Origin of the sequence: Rhodoferax aquaticus, assembly GCF_006974105.1 — a bacterium.
Lineage (GTDB): Bacteria > Pseudomonadota > Gammaproteobacteria > Burkholderiales > Burkholderiaceae_C > Allorhodoferax > Allorhodoferax aquaticus_A.
In genome coordinates this window covers 2,832,979-2,851,282 of record NZ_CP036282.1, presented here as the reverse complement: position 1 = coordinate 2,851,282, position 18,304 = coordinate 2,832,979, and the positions used below count along the sequence as shown (strand labels likewise).

Genomic DNA, 18,304 nt, shown 5'->3' with positions numbered 1-18,304 from the left:
GTGTTTTTGGTGAAAGAGACGCAATAGGGCATTACAACAAACCCAGCCACTGGCCCCAAACCAGTTGGCCCAAGTAGCGGTGGGGGAGCAAGGTAAACCCACCAGCCACCAAGCATGCCCCGACATAAGTGCCTTGCATGATTCTGCTGTGGAGGCGGATGTTGCCATGAAACAGGTAATAAAACGCGCCGAACAAGCTGAACAAGGTAAACGGCACCAGCAGGTGAATAGGCGTGAAACCCGCGAGGTTGGGCAAAGCAAAGTCTCGGATAAAGCTGGCCGAGACCGCCGTCATCAGCATGAGCGTGACCCAGGCATAGCCAAACGCACGGTGCAGGCGGGGGCGTTGCGAGGCGCCTTTTCGTGCCCACAGGGCAATGGGACCCACGGCTACAGCGGCCAGAGCGGTGCTTAAGTGAACAGCAACTAAGGGGGTGAGTGTCATGGCAGTCTCTGGAGTAATTGTGGTTGCTTGTGCTGCGGTTTATGCGGTACGCCATACCCACAGGGCCAAGGTAAGGGTCGCTTTTGCGCAGACTAACAGCGTAAACATGGAGGCGCCCAACAGCGTCAGGGTGCTCAGCAGGGCACATGCCGACAAAGCCCACAACCAGGCGGGTGTTTTATGAATCAGTGCGTTGCGCATAAAGGGCTCCTGGTAGGCGAGTGGTGTTCGGTGTGAATGGCGTGACTGTGCCAAACACCAGGCCAGCTGCACAGCCGTTTACGACCAAATGGCGCAAAAACAGCGCCAAATGCCGCTACAAGGTGCGAATGAATAGTCTTTAGCTTCATTTGGCAGCGGCGAGCAGCTTTACAGAGCAGCAATACGGCTGTCGCACTGGCTTTCTACAATAGGCCGCATGAAAAAGATTTATTGGTCGGTGGGGGTTGTGGGTGTGGGTTTGTTGGCGGCAGGCGCGTGGTGGTGGACCCAAGGGAGCGCTGCCAGTGACGCGCAATACCGATTCGGCAAGCTAGAAGTCGGCAAGCTGCAAGCGACAGTGGCGGCCAGTGGAGCGGTGAACCCGGTGTCGCAGGTGTCCGTGGGCACCCAGGTGAGTGGGCAAATACGCGACCTCTTGGTCGACTTCAACTCGGAAGTGAAGGCCGGTCAGCTACTGGCGCAAATTGACCCCGAGACCTTTGAGTACCGCGTGCGCTCTTCCCAAGCCGATGTAGACGCAGCCCAAGCTGCGGTGATGACCGCGCAGGCCAACGTGACTGCGGCACAGGCCCAGGTCTCGCGGGCGCAAGTGGACCTGGACGAGGCCCGGCGCGACTTTGAACGCAAGCAAATGCTCGTTGAAAAGCAGTTCATCGCCCAAAGCGAGGCCGACAAGGCGCGCGCGCTGGTCAATACCAGCATGGAATCCTTGAAGGCGGTGCAGGCCCAAGTGGGTGTCGCACAGGCCCAGGTGAAGACGGCACAGGCTAATGTTGCGCAACGCCAAGCAAGTTTGGCGCAGGCCCGCATTGACCTGGCGCGCACCAAGATCACCTCGCCAGTCAACGGCATGGTCATCAAGCGTGCGATAGAGCGCGGGCAAACGGTGGCCAGCAGCTTGCAAGCGCCTGAGTTGTTTGTGATTGCGCAAAACCTCTCCGATATGCAGGTAGAAGCCGCTATTGATGAGAGCGATGTGGGCCGACTGCGCACCGGCCAAAAAGCCAGCTTCACGGTGGACGCCTATCCGGGGCAGACCTTTGACGGCGAGATTCGCCAAGTGCGCAAGGCGGCGCAAAACGTGGCCAATGTGGTGACCTATGTGGCGGTGGTGGGTTTTTCCAACGTGGGTGGCAAGCTCTTGCCCGGAATGACCGCCAATGTGCGCATCGTTACGGACCAGCGCAATGAGGTGCTGAAAGTGCCCAATGCGGCATTGCGCATGCGTATTGCGGGCGTTGAGCCCGAAAAAGAGGTCAAGCCGGATGCCAAAGCCGATGGCAAGCCAGAAACCAAACCTGAAGCCCCCTCAGATGCCAAAGCCGGCGGCGGGGCTGCGCGTGGCATGACCGAGTTTCGTAATCGCTTGGTGGCAGAACTCAAGCTCACGGCAGAGCAAACGACCAAGGTCGATGCCATTTATGCCGACTTGGCACCTAAGTTTGCGGCCTTGCGAGAGGTACCCGCAGAGGAACGACCTAAAGCCCGCGAACGTGTCTCTGCGGACCTGCGCGCCCGCATTGCCGATGTGTTGTCTGCCGAGCAGAAAACACAGTACAGCGCCTTGGTGGCTGAGGCTGCCAACCGTGGCAGCAGCGCCAGCACCCGTGGGCGGGTGTACACCGTGGATGCGCAAGGCAAGGTCAAAGCGCTGAACGTGCGTTTGGGAATATCCGACGGCTCGATGACCGAAGTCTTGCCAGACCGCAATGCACAGACGCAAGCCCTCAAAGAAGGTGATGAAGTCATCATAGGCAACAGCCAAGGCGCAGGTGGTGCCGCCAACAAGCCGCGCGCTGCGGGCCCTAGGCCCCCGTTTTGAGCATGGTACCTAGCCCTCAAACCCTTGCCGCGCAAGGCGCTGCCGCGCCCTTGATCGAAGCGCGGGAGCTCAGCAAGGTGTACTGGATGGGGACGCCCGCGCAGAAGGCATCTGGTGGCGGCCAAACGGTGCACGCCCTGCGGGGCGTGTCGCTGCGCATTGCGCAGGGGGACTTTGTGGCCATCATGGGTGCCTCTGGGTCTGGCAAGTCCACCTTGATGAACATTTTGGGCTGCCTAGACCAGCCCACGTCCGGCGAGTACCACTTGGCGGGCGAAGCGGTAGAGCGCATGGGCCGGGACCAATTGGCGTCCATACGCAACCGGCGCATTGGTTTTGTGTTCCAGCAGTTCAACCTGCTGCCCCGCACCTCGGCGCTGGAAAACGTGGAACTACCCATGGTGTACTCCGGCGTCAAGGCGGCGCAGCGCAGTGAAAAAGCGCGCATCGCCTTAGAGCGCGTGGGACTCGGTGCGCGCTGTGACCACACGCCCGCTGAACTCTCGGGTGGGCAACAGCAGCGGGTAGCGATTGCCCGGGCGCTGGTCAACAACCCGCAGCTGATCTTGGCTGATGAGCCTACGGGCGCGCTGGACTCTCAAACCAGCGAAGACATCATGCAACTGCTCACCGCGCTGAACCAGCAAGGCATCACCATTGTGATCGTGACCCACGAGGCCGACATTGCGGCTTGGGCGAGGCGTAAGCTGGTATTCAAAGACGGCCAAATCGTCGAGGACACGGAGCGCGCTGTCTTGGCTCCAGTGCCTAGTGAGCAAGTGCCTGCGCAACAGGCTGCGGGAGCAAAGGTATGAGTTTATTGGCCGCATTTCGTAGCGCCTTGCGCGCGCTGGCTGCGAACACGCTGCGCAGTATTTTGACGATGTTGGGCATCATCATTGGCGTGGCCGCGGTGATCACCATGATTGCGGTGGGGCAGGGGGCTACCTTGCGGGTGCAGGAACAGATGAAGGGCTTGGGCTCTAACATCATGCTGGTGATTCCGGGGGGGGTGTCACAGGCTGGCGTGCGTTTGGGCGCCCAAACACGGCAACGTTTGACCGAAGAGGACGCCCAGGCCATTGCCCTAGAGATTCCTGAGGTGCAGGTTGCCGCACCTACCTCACGCACTAGTGGCCAGTTAGTGTTTGGCAATACCAACTGGGGCACCTCCATCATTGGGGTGAGCAATGACTACCTAGAGGCGCGTGATTGGCCCTTGGCCAGCGGCCGCGTGTTTGATGCCGCCGAGATGGCGGGCTCCGCCAAGGTCGCGTGGATAGGGGCGACCGTGGCACGCGAGTTGTTTGGCGAGCTAGACCCGGTGGACCAGGTGATCCGCGTGCGCAATATCCCGATGACGGTGGTGGGCGTATTGGCGCCCAAAGGGCAAAACTCGATGGGCCAAGACCAAGACGACACGCTCATGATTCCGCTGGGCACGCTGCGCAACCGCATTTGGGGCGGTGATACCAGTAGCCGCTTGAAGCGCGTGGGCTCCATCTCTGTCAAAGTGCGCGATGGGCAAGACATGAAAGCGGTGGAAGAGTCCATTAAAGACTTGCTGCGGCAGCGATTCAAAGTTCCCGCTGGGGGCGAAGACCCGTTTAACGTGCGCAACCTCACCGAGATACTGCAAGCCCAAGAGGAGTCCAGCCGCATCATGACCTTGCTGCTGGCGGCCGTGGCAGGCATTAGCCTGCTGATTGGCGGCATTGGCATCATGAACATCATGCTGGTCAGCGTGACCGAGCGCACCCGTGAGATTGGTTTGCGCATGGCCGTAGGTGCGCGGGGGCGTGACATTCTGGCGCAGTTTTTGATTGAGGCCATGACGCTCAGCCTGATTGGCGGGGCCGTGGGCGTGGCCTTGGGGGCTGGGGCGACCTGGGCGGTGGGGTACTTTGCGGGTTGGCAGGTAAGCTTGAGTGCTGCGGCTGTGGTGTTGGCCGTGGGCTTTTCGGGGTGTGTAGGCGTGTTTTTTGGCTATTACCCGGCGCGCCGTGCGTCGGTGCTGTTGCCCATACAGGCGCTTCGCTATGAATAAGTGAGCTGTCTGCGCAATAGGCGTGGGTGCTCGCACCGTTTTTACTTAGGAGTGTGTTTTGGATATTGCATTGTTAATCAAAGCCGCCATCATGGGCGTGGTTGAGGGCTTTACCGAGTTTTTGCCGATTTCATCGACCGGGCATTTGATTCTGGCGGGTGCGCTGTTGGGGTTTGACGACGAAAAGGCCAAGGTCTTTGATATTGCAATCCAAACGGGTGCCATCTTCGCCGTGATCTTGGTGTACTGGCAAAAGATTCGGGACACGCTGGTGGCCCTGCCCACTGAGAAGCAAGCCCAGCAGTTTGCCTTGAATGTGTTCATTGCCTTCGTGCCGGCCGTGGTGCTGGGTTTGTTGTTTGGCAAGGCCATCAAAGCGCATTTGTTTACGCCGACCGTGGTGGCCAGCACCTTCATTATTGGGGGCTTCATCATTTTGTGGGCAGAGCGCCGTCAACAAACGATGGCTGGCGCGGTACGCATCGACAGTGTGGAGGCCATGACCGCCTTGGACGCTCTCAAGGTCGGCTTGGTGCAGTGCTTGGCCATGGTGCCGGGGACCAGCCGCAGCGGCGCCACCATCATTGGCGGTATGTTTTTGGGCCTGTCACGCAAGGCTGCGACTGACTTTTCGTTCTACCTGGCCATTCCCACGCTGATCGGTGCGGGCGTGTACAGCTTGTACAAAGAACGTGCCTTGCTCAGCATGGCGGACGTACCCATGTTTGGCGTGGGGCTGGTGTTCTCGTTTTTGAGTGCCTGGGTGTGTGTGCGTTGGTTGCTGCGCTTTATTGCGACCCATAGCTTTGTGGGTTTTGCCTACTACCGCATTGTGTTTGGCGTGGTGGTGCTGCTGACCGCATGGACCGGCACCGTGGTGTGGGCCGAATAAAGAGCGCTTCAACCCCCGGGTTTAGTCGCTTGCGTCTGTATAGCCCGCAAAACACTTGATGGCCTCTGGTGCAGGCACGGGGCGGCTGAACAAGTAGCCCTGAAACTCTTCACAGCCCAGCTCGCGCAAGAACGCCAGCTGGGCTTTTGTTTCTACGCCTTCCGCGATGACCGACATGCCAAAGCTGTGGGCCATGGCCACAATGGCACGGGTGATGGCCGCGTCGCCCGTATCTTGGGTGATATTGCGCACAAACGATTGGTCTATTTTTAGCGCGTTGAGGGGGTAGCGCTTGAGGTAGGCCAAGCTGGAGTAGCCTGTACCGAAGTCGTCCATGGAGAGCTTTACGCCCAAGGCTTTGCAGGCGTGCAAAGTGCTCAAGGTCGAAGCCACACTCTGCAGCGCCATGCTCTCCGTGACCTCCAGCTCCAAGATGTGGGGCGCAAGCCCGGTCTCTTGCAGTACCCGCTCGACCACACTGGGTAGTTTGCTGCCAGCGAATTGGCGCACGGACAGGTTGACCGCCATGCGAAAGTCGCTGTGCCCCATGGCGACCCAAGCAGCCGCCTGGGTTGCAGCCGTGCGCATGACCCACTCACCAATACGCACAATGATGCCGCTGTCCTCCGCAATGGGTATGAACTCTGCGGGCGATACCCAGCCCAGGCGGGGGTGCTGCCACCGTAGCAAGGCCTCAAAGCCTTTGAGCGCACCGGTGCGTGCGCAGACTTGGGGCTGGTAGAAGAGTTGCAACTCGCCGTTGTCTAGAGCTCGGTGCAGCTCGTTGTGGATATTCAACCTGCGCATGACCTGTTGGGTCATGGCGTTATCAAACAGCAGGTAGCTGCCGGGGCCCGCAGGCTTGGCATGGTGCAGGGCTGATTCCGCCTGCATGAGCAAGGGCGCCGCGCGGTCTTGCGACTGCAGGCAAGCCCCCGCGCATGCAGTCAAGAAAAGTTCTTGGCCTTGCACTTGGTAGGGTTTGGCCAACACAGCCAAATACCCTTGTGCGTGTTGCTCTACGGACTGTGCGTCTAGCGGGCCTTGAATTGCGATGGCGAACACGTCCCCCGCGATGCGGCTCACAGCGCGGTGTTCCAGCATTGCATGACCGTCGGTCGATGCGTTAAGGCTCAGGCGCATCGCTACTTCTGAGAGAACCCAGTCTCCCGCCACTTTGCCCAGGGACTCATTGACTTTGGAAAAACCGTCCACCCCAAAACAAATGATGGCGGTGCGGCCGGGCTGCTCTGCGGCGACCAGTGCTTCTAGCTGTTTTTCAAAGGTGTCGCGGTTCGGCAGGGAGGTCAGGGGGTCTAGCTGTGTTGCCGTGTCGTGCGCTAACGCAATGCGTGTGGCTGCATCCGCCAGCCCTGCGCTGCGGGCAATGCGGGCGTGCACGGTGTCTAGCAGTTCTTCACGGCGGTAGGGCTTGGTGAGGTAGTCGTCTGCCCCGAGATTCATGCCCGCCCGCACGTCGGACCGATCCGCCTTCGCGGAGAGCATCACAATGGGGATCACCGAGGTGGCAGGGTTCTCGCGCAATGCTTTGACCAAACCATAGCCGTCCAGGAGAGGCATCATGACGTCGGTAATGACGAGCGCCGGGTGCTGTGTGCAAGCCTTGGCGTAGGCATCTTGCCCGTCATTGGCCGCTATAACCTCATAACCTTCCATTTCTAGCATCCACTGCAGGTTTTGCTGCAGTGAGGGCTCGTCTTCGGCGATGAGGATTTTCATGCTTACCTTTGGGTTGGCGTGGGCACTCTTTGCAAAGGTAAGGTGATCGTAAAACAGCTCCCTTTGCCAGCCTCGCTTTGTACCGCGATTGTGCCGCCATGGCAATCTACTGCATCTTTGACGATGGACAGGCCCAGCCCCGTGCCCGCAATGGTGCCCACGTTGCTGGCGCGGTGAAAGCTGTCAAACAGGTGCGGCATATCGGCCGAGGGGATGCCTATGCCTTGGTCAGCAATGCGGATGACCAAGGCCTGCGCTTGCTCGAAGACACTGAGGCTGACTTCACCGCCTAGGGGCGAGTACTTAATGGCATTGCTCAGCAGGTTGCCCACCATGTTGCGAATCAAGGTGTCGTCTAGCAGGTAGTGCTGCTGTGCCTCTGGCAGTTGCAGTTTCATGTGGACCAACTCGTACTGCTTGCTGAGTGCACTGCGCGTTTCGTCGAGCAGCCCTAGGCAAAAAGCGGCAATCGCCAAGGGCTGTGGTTTGCATTCCAATTGTCCAGCGTTGGCCTGTCCGATGATGAGCACGTTCTCCAGCATGTGGGTCATGCGCGCAACGGAGTCGTCAATCTTTTGCAGCGTGAGCTGCTTTTTCTCAGCGGGCATGCGCTCGCCATAGTGTTGGAGCAACTCTACCGATCCGTGGATGGTGGCCAACGGGGTTCTGAATTCGTGCGAGGCCATGGAGATAAAGCGCGACTTCATGTCGTTGAGCTCCACTTGCTTTTCCAGGGCAATACGCTGGTTGCGCTCGGTTTCCAAGCGGGCCGTGCCATCCACCACGAACAACAAGGTGGCATCTCGCTTGCCCCACTCAATCTTGACCGCAGATAGCTCCAGAGAACGCACTTCACCCGCCTGTGTGATCACGCGAAAACCATAGAAGGCATCCACCGACTCACCGCGCAAGCGCCTCATGTGCCGATCTACAACCCCTGGCACATCGTCCGGATGAATGGTTGCGGTGAAGGGCTTAGCCAACAAATAGCTCAAGGGGTGCCCTACGATGCGCACCAAAGCCGGGTTGGCAAACACCATCTTGCCGTCTTGCACCACCACCACGCCGACCCCGACTTGTTCAATGACTGTTCGGTAGCGTGCTTCGGACTTGCGCAAGTCGTCCAAGGCTTGGTGGCGCTCAATCGCAGCGCTCACATGGTGGGCGACAAAGGACAGCACGTCTTCGTCATTGCGCGTGTAGTGGATGCCGCCTTCATAGCTTTGCACCACCAGCGCGCCCAGCACTTCACCGCGCATGCGCAAGGGCACGCCCAACCAGGTCGTGAAGCTGAGGTCCCCAGTCGCTTGGGTGATGTGGCCACTGGCTTGGAGTTGGGCAAAACGGGGGGCGTCAATGAGTTGTGCCTGACCAGTGCTCAGCACGTACTCAGTGAGTCCTTGGCGCATGGGCACATCATCCGCCTGCATGATGTCGCCATCGCGCTCGTCTACATAGTAGGGAAAATTGATGGTCTGTCGCGAGAGGTTGGCCAAGGCCACGTAACAGTTTTTCGCATACAGCACCTCGTTGAGCATGCCATGCAGTGCGCGCAAGAAGTCATAAAAGCTAAGGTCAGCCGCCGAGCGTTCGGCCATGCGGTACAGCACCCGCTGCAGGGCTTCCGCTTTTCGCTGTTCCGCTGCCTCTGCTTTGATTTCGCTGGTGCGCTGCTCCATCCATGATTCCAGCGCAATGGCTTGCTTCTCAATGCTCTGCTGGAGTGCCACATGTTCGACTTGCAATGCCTGGTGTTGCTTGCGTAAGGTATCAAGCTGGTGTTGCAGGTCATCACTGTGGCTCATGGCAGGTCTTAGGTCTCCATATTGCGCAGGGCAGCCTCCAACGCAGCTGCTGTGGCCAGCGGCTTTTCCATGGGGAAAAGGTGACTGCCATCCAGCATCATTATGCGACCTTTGGTGACTTTTTCAGTCATTCCCATGCCGACTTGCTTCATCTCTACCGAACTGCGGCCCCCAATGAATGCGACGGGGCATTTGAGTGGGTGGCGTTTGAGTAGCCGGTCCAAGTTGTCTGGCACCGTGTTGTAAATCTGGGTTTCGACGGCACGGTCAAAGCTCAGCATGCGTTTCTTGTCGCTACCTTTGCCCTCGTCGTGTGTGCCGTGGGCAATGTAGTCGCGCAGCACGCGTTCGTCCCATTTGGCAAAGGCCTTTTTGTGGCGAAAGTGCTCGAACGCTGCGTCTTGGCTGGGCCAACTGTTGCGCCGCGTGCGACTTACCGCGCCCGGTGATACCGCTCCCACGATTTGCGTGGTTTTCATCACGCTAAAGGTGGTGGCGCGCCAGCCACCCAAGATGGGGGAGTCCACCAGCACCACCCCGCGTGCGAGGTGGGGGGCCTGTGCGGCGGCCATGAGGCTGACAAAGCCCCCAAACGAGTGGCCAACCAAAAAGTGCGCTTGGCCTGTGGCATCAAAGCGTGCCTGCGCAAAGTCAATGAGCTGCTGCACCAAGTGGGGCCAGTTGTCTGTGACGGGGTATTTGGCATCGTGGCCAAACCGTTCGATCGCATCCACCGAGAAACCACGGGCACGCAGGCTATCAAACAGCACCGCATAGGTGCTAGCGCCAAAGCTGTTGGCATGCGAAAAAATGAGGGGCGTCATGGCGGCGTTGGCCCTCAAATAAGCTTGTCTTCTGGGGTGCTGATCTTCTTCAAGGGCATGTTGCGCGATGACTGACTCATCAGCGGCACGGTGGTCGACTCGCCGTTCCACATGGGGTCTTCAATGCTGTCAAACACCTCGCGCAGCTTTTGGCCCCAGCTGTTGTGCAGCATCTTGAAATAGGGATTTTGCTCGTCAATGCAGACCACCTTATTGGTTTGGAACTGGTTGACCTCATACACGACCATGTCCAGCGGCAGCCCAACGGAGAGGTTGGATTTGAGCGTGGAGTCCATAGACACCAGCGCGCACTTGGCGGCCTCGTCCAGCGGAGTCTCGGGCGTGATCACGCGGTCCAGCACGGGTTTGCCGTACTTGGATTCACCAATTTGGAAGTAGGGCGTCTCCGGCGTGGCCTCAATGAAGTTGCCCGCGGAGTAGACTTGAAACAGGCGCATGCCTTCGCCCTTGATCTGGCCACCAAAAATCAGCGACACGTTGAAGTCCACGCCCGATTGCTGCAAGGACGCTGCATCACGCTCATGCACGCGGCGGATGGCGGCACCCAGCACCCGCGCAGCATCAAACATGCTGGTGGCGTTCCAAATGGTGGTGCCTTCGTCGTTCTTGGAGTCTTTGAGTTTTTCGATTTGCAAAATCTCACGCACCGACTGCGAAATGCTCAGGTTACCCGCCGACAGCAAGACCATGAAACGGTCGTCGGCCTTCTCGTAGACGATCATTTTTCGAAAGGTATTGATCTGGTCCAGGCCCGCGTTGGTGCGAGAGTCCGAGAGAAACACCAGTCCGGCATTGAGTTTGATAGCGACGCAGTAGGTCATGGTTCTGTGGAGTGGCGCAAAAGGCCAAGTGTAGCGGGGCAGGTGAAAATGCAATGGGCCTGTGCTGCACTAGGGCGTGCAGCACCAGCCCTGAGCGCACTAGGCTTTCGCGGCCAGTGCTTTGAGTTGGTACAAAGCGTCCAAGGCCTCGCGGGGGCTCAGCGCATCGGGGTTAATGGCCGCAAGCGCCGTATCTATGGCGCTGCTAGCTATGGTTTCAGTAGCGGGTGGCGCTGCAAATAGGTCCACCTGGGCATTGCTCTCTGACGCTTGGGCCTCTAGGGCCTCAAGTGTGTGGCGTGCTTGGTTGACCACCGCAGCGGGCATGCCTGCCAAGCGTGCGACCTGGATGCCGTAGCTGCGGCTCGCGGGGCCACTTTGGATTTCATGCAAAAACACAATGTCGCGGCCCGATTCGGTGGCGCTGACATGCACGTTCACGGCCCCATGGTGCTTGGCCGGGAACTCGGTCAACTCAAAGTAGTGGGTGGCAAACAGCGTGAAGGCCTGGGTTTTGTCGTGCAGCTGCGTGGCTATGGCCGAGGCCAGCGCCAAGCCGTCAAAGGTGCTGGTACCACGGCCAATTTCATCCATGAGCACCAGCGAGTGGGGCGTGGCGCTGTGCAAAATCTGCGCGCCCTCCAGCATTTCCAGCATGAAGGTGGACTGGGCGTTGGCTAAATCGTCAGCCGCGCCAATCCGGGTGTGGATGGCATCGATCGGCCCCAAGCGGCAGGCCTGCGCCGGCACGTAGCTGCCCATGCTGGCCAGCAGCACAATCACCGCGATCTGGCGCATATAGGTGGACTTACCACCCATATTGGGGCCGGTAATGATTTGCATGCGCTGCTTGGTGCCCAAGCGCGTGTCATTGGCAATAAAGGCGCCGCTGCTGGTTTCTGCCAGGCGGGCCTGCACCACGGGGTGACGGCCTTGGGTGATATCTAGGCAAGGCTCTTTGACAAACTGGGGCGCACACCATTCCAGGGTGAGCGAGCGCTCGGTCAAGGCGCACAGCGCATCCAAGGTGGCCAAGGCGCGCGCCAGCTGGGTCAGCACAGGCACAAAGGCCTGCAGCTGGTCTAGCACTTGCTCGTACAGCCATTTCTCGCGCGCCAACGCGCGCTCTTGGGCGCTCAAGGCCTTGTCTTCAAATGCCTTGAGCTCGGGCGTGATGAAGCGCTCGGCGTTTTTGAGGGTTTGGCGGCGGCGGTAGTCCTCAGGCACTTTGTCGATTTGGCCTTGCGTGACTTCAATGAAAAAGCCATGCACTTTGTTGTATTGCACGCGCAAGTTGGCAATGCCGGTGCGGGCTTTTTCACGCACTTCAAGGTCAAGCAAAAAGCTGTCGCAGTTGGTTTGGATGGCCCGCAGCTCGTCGAGCTCGGCATCAAAACCGCTGGCAATCACCCCGCCATCGCGCACCAAGACCGCAGGCTCGGGGTGAATGGCGCAAGCCAGTAAGGCGGCGCACGCCGGTGGCGGCTGCAAATGGCCAGAAATTTCAGCCAAATAGGCCTCTAGCGCCCGTGGAATATGCGCAAGCAGCTCTGATTTTTGTAGTGTTTGCTGCAGCGCAACCAGCTCGCGCGGGCGCACTTGGCGCAGGGCAATGCGGGCGGTAATGCGTTCTACGTCACTGCAACCCTTGAGTCCGTCGCGCAGCTGCGCCCAAGCGGGCTGGTGGCTGGCGTTGGTGGCAGAGCGCAACGCCGTAATGGCCGATAGCCGCTGCTGCGCCACGGTGCGTTCACGGCGTGGGGTGAGCAGCCAGCTCTTGAGCAAGCGGCTACCCATGCCGGTCATGCAGGTGTCTAAGAGCGAAAACAAAGTGGGTTTTTCTTCGCCACGCAGGGTTTGGGTCAGCTCCAGGTTGCGCCGAGTGGTTTGGGGCAGGTCGATCAGTTCATCGTTGCGCTGCACCCGCACGCTGTGCACATGGGTGAGGGCGCGCCCTTGCGTGTGCTCCGCATAGCCCAGCAAGGCGGCAGCGGCTGCATGTGCGAGCGTGAGTTCATTCGCACCCCAAGGGGCGAGGCTTGCGGCATGCAGGTGTTCTAGCAATTTACGTTCACCCAAGGCAGCATCAAATTGCCAGTCCGGCCGGGCTGAAATGCTCATGGTGTTGCCGGGGTGCAAGCTGCGCAGGCGGGCTTCAAACGCGGGCGTTGCCCCCGCGCTGAACAAGAGCTCACCAGGGCTCACGCGGGCCACCCATTCGCCCAGTTCATCGGGCGTGCATTCGGCCAAAAACACCTCGCCTTGGGTCACGCTCATCCACGCCAAGCCACAGGCATTGCGTGGGCCTTGGTGCACCACCAAAAGCATGGACTCTGTTTTGTCGCTGAGCAGCTCCATGTCAGTGAGCGTGCCGGGCGTGACCACGCGCACCACTTTGCGCTCGACCGGGCCTTTGCCGGTGACTTCGCCCACCTGCTCGCAAATCGCAACCGACTCGCCCAATTTGATAAGCCGCGCCAAGTAGGTTTCTACGGAGTGAAACGGCACCCCCGCCATCACCACAGGTTGCCCACCAGACTGGCCCCGTTGGGTCAGGGTGATGTTGAGCAAACGTGCTGCTTTTTCTGCATCCGCATAAAAGAGCTCGTAAAAATCCCCCATGCGGTAGAACAAAAGTGTGTGGGGGTGGTCTGCCTTGAGCCCAAGGTACTGGGCCATCATGGGGGTGTGCGATCCAAAATCTTGCTTTTCCCTCTGGGAAGCGGGCTGTTTTTCGTTGTTTTCAGAGGGAGAGTTCATAAATGTCTAACGCGCCATGTTGTCCTGTGTTGCACCTCTATTAAGCCACATCGATCCGCCAAGTAATCCGCCAAGTTGCCGCCAAGTTCCAGTTTTAGCCTAAAATTGCCACATCCTGGCGGAGCAACCATTTTGACTCCGCCAAGAGCCAGCCAAGGAGTCCGAATGAAGCTCGCCCTGACAGACACCCTCGTCCAAAGTTTGTCCCTCGACAATGCGCCAACGTGGGACGAAAAAGTAAAAAAGGTAGTTTGGAAAAAGACAGACAAGCCTAATTATCTCGTCTATGACACCCACCGTAAGGCTCCTCCTGGATTCGCAGTCCGGGTAGGTGCTCGGGGCTCGATCTATCTTGTTGAGAAGATGATCAAGAAAAAGAAGATGAAGATCGATGTCTGCTTGGCTTGGGGTAAGCGTGGGGCAGAAAAGCCTATCTCAATCGACAAGGCTAGAGAGCTTGCCCGAGACAAAATCGCAATTGCCATCAAGCATGGAACCAACCCGAATCGAATCGCTGACGAAATTGAAGCATCCGAATTGACCTTCGGCATGGTTTGGGACCGATATATCGCCGACCTTAAAGGGCGGGCTCGTCCTATAAAAAAGAACTCATTGGACTCGGTCAACAAGGCTCGGGATAAGTTTGAAGACTGGGAGGACCGTAAGGTTCGATTGATCACTGGGCAAGAAGTGCTTGATCGATTTGATCTGCATGCGGTGACAAAGCAGCACAGGACCGCCGCTGAGGCCATGGGGCGATGGGCAACAGCCGCAGTCAACAACGCCATTCAAAACGAAATCCACAACGCCCATGCAGCAAGGCGAGAGCCGACGTTGGTCTACAACCCATTCACGATATTGCTGACCAAGAAAAAGTATCGAGATCGCAATCAGCTTGAGAGTGACTACAAAACAAAAGGGGTCCGAAACCCGCTCTCATTTTCTGAGTCCATTGGACCCTTCTTGGAGGCGGCATGGGAATATCGCAAAGAGAACCCACGTGGTGCCGACTTCTTGATCCTTGATCTGTTGTGGGGTTTGCGCGGTGACGAGTGTCGGAGTCTCAAATGGCGTGAAGATATTCCGGATGAAAAAGCTCACATTGAGCGCTGGGTGGATTTGAAGAACAAAGTGGTCTTCATCTACGACGGAAAGAATCGCGGCGATCACGAGTTTCCGATTGGCCCAATGGCTTTGGCACTCTTAAAGCTTAGAAAGTTTGATCGACGCAAAGGCATCCCTTGGCTTTTTGAGTCAAAAATGCCCAGCAGCCGCCAAGGACTGGTCTACATCAAAGATGGCAAAGAAGTGGACCATAAGGAACCAGAGAACGCAGGAGGGCAGTGGTTACTTCCTTCAAGAATCCCATGCAAGGTAGGTCACTACGCAGATCCATCTGTAGCCATGGATACCGTGCGTAAGAGGGCAGGTATTAAGGCTGTGAGGGGCCATGATCTGCGTAGAACATTCGGTGCAGCTTGTGAAAAACTAGGCCTCATCGATCGCCAAGTTAAACGCATGCTCGGACATGCAGTGGGTGGAGGCGAGACTCTTGGTCGCTACACCGCACCAGAGTGGAAGGATCACATGGAGCGCATGGTCAAGATTGAAAAGCTTATCCTGAAGTCAGCCCCTTCCCTTTACAACGCACTAAGACCAGCCAAGGAGCCGGAATTGCCTGAGGAAGATGAACAGATCATCCGGACTGGCCCAGCACGCAAGACTAGAAAGACAAAGTCATAATCATTAAAAACCTGGGGGCAGCATGGCAAAAGCAGTCGATTTGGCCGACCAAGACAATAGCGCGAAGAGGATAAAGACTGGAGGTCGCAAGGCCAAGAAGTCTCTTGACGAAATGATCGCAGATGCCGAACGTCGTAGTCGATTGGCAGTGCTCAGTGATGACACGGCAGTTGAAGCCGAACTTGCAGCCTTTTATCTCATCATTTCCGTCTCTCAATTACGGGAGCTGCGCAACAGTGGGCTGCCTAGCGAAGAAGACAAGCAGGCGGCCAGACTAAAGAAGGCAGCCGATGATGCTGCTAAGGCTGCTGGACGAAAGCCCAAACCTTCAGATGATCAAGACGCAAAGCCCAAGGGTTTGCGAATGATCAAGATAGCCGAGAAGGGCGCCATAGGGTCAAATCAACCGGTCACCTATTTGATGGGCGACCTCAGAAGATTCCAGAAAGAGAATGCTGGCTACAGCACTTTTGAAGTGAAACTTGCCTCTGCTGGCTTGCTCGGTTGGGTGTCTCAGCCGGTGCCGTTCTTTGCTTCACCAAAGACGGATCGAAGGGGGCGCCACACTCTTCATTGCAAGGGTTGGGGCATGGACTTGCCTGAGATGGAGAAGCTGTGCGTTGCGGCTCATTTCGGCAAGCTAAGGTGTGTTTGGTTGACCCCAGTGCAAGCTGTTCACTCCATTTGGCTAAAGGAGTCTGAACACAAGAAGTTTGCAAAACCTTGGCTGGCAATCCTAAAGGGGGAGGTCAATGAAGTAAAAGCTTCAATCGAGGCCACCGAGATTGCTGCCGTAGCCAGTGAGAAAGACCCTAAGAAGGCTAGCAAGTCCCTTTAAAGGGTTCAGCACATTAGAGCGGGGCTCTCTTTCCAGCAGAAGCCTTACGCACAGGCTTCTTGGCAGTCCTCTCTATCTCCGCTTGTTCAAACTTTGAAAACGCCTTGTTGGATGCGTGCATGAGCTCGTAGGTGAACTCACTAAGAGTAAGTCGTTTGCAGTTCTCAGTGAGCGTGCCGGTGATCAGTGCTTGGGCAAAACTGATCGGGCGTCCATCTTCTTGAATCACAAAGGGCCAGTCATCCATGGGCATGGCCGTCGAGAGCCAGGATTGGAACCCCCGCATTTGAGTTGCAGCTATCGCAGACTTTGGCTGGTTTATCTTTGGGATGGCCGATTCACTTAGACGGTTGAGGTATCCAAGCAAGTCGTAGGCTCGGTATTGCACTTCGCGATAGCCTTCTGCAGGCTCTATGAACTCAAGTGATAGGGGTGAGTTGCCTGGAATTGGAGTAGGGGGATTAGCCTTTAACGCTTTGCGCCGCTTTGCACGGTCCGCTTCCAACGTGGAGGTCTCACGACCCGTAGCAATGCTGACGTGAACAGGTGAGAGCAATGTCGTCTTCAGCTCTTTCACCGACATGCTGTTGAGCGTTCTAACAAGCTCAATCCGCTCATCTAGATCCTTCAAGCGATGCCTTTTTCCCGTATTGGCCATTGCCTCTCCAAAAAGTGCAATGAATTCTGACAGGTTTTCCCTCTTGAATACTTTCGACTATTGCGCGCATCCAGCCTGATTAAACCTGATTGAACCTGATACCAAGGCTTGCGGTGAAACAAAGTGATCAAGCTGTCTCACACTGCGCCTCTCGCAAGCAATTGGGCTTGTTTCAATGAAAGGAAATTGAAGATGACAAAGGCGGCAAAAGAGTCGGTGAGCTACAAAAAGGCATGCAAAAAGCAGCGCGCAAATAAGGCAAAAGGTGTCAAAAAAGTCCAGGGCTGTAAATCAAATACAGCTTTGGCTCCTCGCATCTTCAAGGCCATCGAGTCCAATGATGCTGAGGCTTTGTCCAAGCTATGCTTGGAGTTGGAAAAGCGCGGTGAGAGCTTGTTTGACATCGTCATCACTCCTGAGGGTTGCTCCGCTCCGCAACACATGCCTGCCTATGCGGTGTCATGCAGCGCACCTGACGCCTTCTTTTTCATGATGGAAAAGGCTGGTCAAGAGAAGCCTAAGTTGGAGCGTGCAACCTTTGATGGTCTGACTAAGGTGATGACCTATGAGCTCAACGATCGCGGTGAAGACCCTTGGGAGAACTTTGAGGGGGTGTATGTCAGCTTGGCTTTGCGTCACATGGACAAGGCCGTCGCAATGAACCTTGTTAGCTTGTGCAATGAAGAAGTGCCGGTGGAGTTCACGCCGCGCACGCTTAAGTTGGGGCAAATTGCGGCCATGAAATTGATCCTTGCGGATGCGATTCAGTGCAACACAAAGGATGACTTGGTGATCGCCCAAGCAGCATTTGAGAAAAATGGATTGGACATTTTTGAAATCATTCTTGAAGTGGAATTGCCTCAAGCTCCGACCCCATTGTTTTTGCCCCCGATAGCAGCAGCGGCGCTCAATCGCGCAGACGCTGTCATTGAGGTGCTATTTCGTAAGGGGATTTTATTGAATGACGTGGCATCCATCGAGTTCATGAATGCCTCAGCACCCAAAGACCAGACGCCCACATCGCTCCTGAAGTTTCAAGACAGCATGGAGTCAATATTTCATCCCTTGACTCTGGATGAAGCCAAATTTCTCATGGGTGAACAAAGCCCAATCAAAAAGCTTGTCCCCACCGCCTCGGCCATCTTCAAAACCATGGCACAAGAATGCATTGCTGAGCATGAGCAGGAGGGCCTAGAGTGCTTTATTCCGATGCCAGAACCGGCGGCGAATGCCCAGATGAGTAACCGCCTGTAACGGTTTCAACTCACTTACTTAAGGGGCCTGAGGCCCCTTTTTTGTGCACGTAGTATGCGCGGTGTCCATCATCATTCGGTGGAAATGCGCCTAAAAAACGTGCAGTTGCAGGAAAATATTCAATCAAATCAATGAGTTATTCTATGATGGCTAAGCTGCATACTACCTCCCTTGAATCGGCCCTATTTCCGCAGTTTTAGTGGCATTGATGACCATGAATCCGGCATCGTCGGTCATCAAGTGCTAGGTTGATATAGCCATGCCGGGATTGATGTGAGCTCTAACCTTCCGGCACATAGGCATGACCGACTTGAGCGCAGAGGAGTCGACCAGACACGGCTGACGATTGAATTCAATAAGCATTACCAAGTTGTAGCCTTTTTCAATATCTTGAAAAAATGGTGGTAGCAAA

Annotated in this window: 15 protein-coding genes; 7 read left to right on the top strand and 8 right to left on the bottom strand. The window is 56.9% G+C overall.

What is annotated here, in order from left to right; all coding sequences use genetic code 11:
• Positions 1–31: 31 nt before the first annotated feature.
• A complete protein-coding gene (locus tag EXZ61_RS13040; RefSeq protein WP_142812176.1) occupies positions 32–445 on the bottom strand; it encodes a DUF2306 domain-containing protein in 414 nt (137 codons plus the stop codon).
• Positions 446–484: 39 nt separating this feature from the next.
• Positions 485–646 carry a hypothetical protein gene (locus tag EXZ61_RS21920; RefSeq protein ID WP_168224762.1) on the bottom strand — a complete coding sequence of 54 codons (162 nt, stop codon included), beginning with the start codon at positions 644–646 and terminating at the stop codon, positions 485–487.
• Between the two features lie 217 nt (positions 647–863).
• Here EXZ61_RS21920 and EXZ61_RS13035 point away from each other — a divergent pair, with 217 nt between their 5' ends.
• Genes EXZ61_RS13035 through EXZ61_RS13020 form a run of 4 tightly spaced genes read left to right on the top strand, consistent with a single transcriptional unit; the run spans position 864 to position 5,428 of the window.
• Positions 864–2,489 (top strand): efflux RND transporter periplasmic adaptor subunit, encoded by a 1,626-nt coding sequence (locus EXZ61_RS13035; protein WP_142812175.1) that lies wholly within the window; start codon positions 864–866, stop codon positions 2,487–2,489.
• Positions 2,490–2,491: 2 nt separating this feature from the next.
• On the top strand, positions 2,492–3,304 hold the full coding sequence (locus EXZ61_RS13030) for an ABC transporter ATP-binding protein (RefSeq protein ID WP_142814239.1): 813 nt from the start codon (positions 2,492–2,494) through the stop codon (positions 3,302–3,304).
• Positions 3,301–4,536, top strand: coding sequence for an ABC transporter permease (locus tag EXZ61_RS13025; RefSeq protein WP_142812174.1), 1,236 nt, complete (start codon positions 3,301–3,303; stop codon positions 4,534–4,536). The genes EXZ61_RS13030 and EXZ61_RS13025 overlap by 4 nt, the downstream gene beginning before the upstream one ends.
• Before the next feature lie 58 nt (positions 4,537–4,594).
• A complete protein-coding gene (locus EXZ61_RS13020; RefSeq protein ID WP_142812173.1) occupies positions 4,595–5,428 on the top strand; it encodes an undecaprenyl-diphosphate phosphatase in 834 nt (277 codons plus the stop codon).
• Positions 5,429–5,449: 21 nt separating this feature from the next.
• Here EXZ61_RS13020 and EXZ61_RS13015 read toward each other — a convergent pair whose 3' ends face one another.
• From EXZ61_RS13015 to mutS, 5 genes are all read right to left on the bottom strand, one after another.
• The gene (locus EXZ61_RS13015) at positions 5,450–7,168 is read right to left on the bottom strand and encodes an EAL domain-containing response regulator (RefSeq protein ID WP_142812172.1); all 1,719 of its coding nucleotides are present in this window, start codon (positions 7,166–7,168) and stop codon (positions 5,450–5,452) included.
• 2 nt (positions 7,169–7,170) lie between these two features.
• Positions 7,171–8,973 (bottom strand): sensor histidine kinase, encoded by a 1,803-nt coding sequence (locus EXZ61_RS13010; RefSeq protein WP_142812171.1) that lies wholly within the window; start codon positions 8,971–8,973, stop codon positions 7,171–7,173.
• Positions 8,974–8,981: 8 nt separating this feature from the next.
• Positions 8,982–9,797 (bottom strand): alpha/beta fold hydrolase, encoded by an 816-nt coding sequence (locus EXZ61_RS13005; protein ID WP_142812170.1) that lies wholly within the window; start codon positions 9,795–9,797, stop codon positions 8,982–8,984.
• Between the two features lie 14 nt (positions 9,798–9,811).
• Entirely contained in the window at positions 9,812–10,639 is an 828-nt protein-coding gene (locus EXZ61_RS13000; protein WP_142812169.1) for a proteasome-type protease, read from the bottom strand.
• A gap of 99 nt (positions 10,640–10,738) precedes the next feature.
• On the bottom strand, positions 10,739–13,321 hold the full coding sequence (gene mutS / locus EXZ61_RS12995; protein WP_178084885.1) for a DNA mismatch repair protein MutS: 2,583 nt from the start codon (positions 13,319–13,321) through the stop codon (positions 10,739–10,741).
• Positions 13,322–13,564: 243 nt separating this feature from the next.
• On the opposite strand from mutS, the gene EXZ61_RS12990 reads away from it, so the two are divergent.
• Together EXZ61_RS12990 and EXZ61_RS12985 are read left to right on the top strand one after the other, a co-directional pair.
• Positions 13,565–15,142, top strand: coding sequence for a tyrosine-type recombinase/integrase (locus EXZ61_RS12990; RefSeq protein WP_142812167.1), 1,578 nt, complete (start codon positions 13,565–13,567; stop codon positions 15,140–15,142).
• 22 nt (positions 15,143–15,164) lie between these two features.
• Positions 15,165–15,980 (top strand): hypothetical protein, encoded by an 816-nt coding sequence (locus tag EXZ61_RS12985; RefSeq protein ID WP_142812166.1) that lies wholly within the window; start codon positions 15,165–15,167, stop codon positions 15,978–15,980.
• Positions 15,981–15,993: 13 nt separating this feature from the next.
• On the opposite strand, the gene EXZ61_RS12980 is transcribed toward EXZ61_RS12985, so the two are convergent.
• Positions 15,994–16,638, bottom strand: coding sequence for a hypothetical protein (locus EXZ61_RS12980; RefSeq protein WP_142812165.1), 645 nt, complete (start codon positions 16,636–16,638; stop codon positions 15,994–15,996).
• A gap of 393 nt (positions 16,639–17,031) precedes the next feature.
• Here EXZ61_RS12980 and EXZ61_RS12975 point away from each other — a divergent pair, with 393 nt between their 5' ends.
• Positions 17,032–17,892 carry a hypothetical protein gene (locus EXZ61_RS12975; RefSeq protein WP_142812164.1) on the top strand — a complete coding sequence of 287 codons (861 nt, stop codon included), beginning with the start codon at positions 17,032–17,034 and terminating at the stop codon, positions 17,890–17,892.
• Positions 17,893–18,304 lie beyond the last annotated feature (412 nt).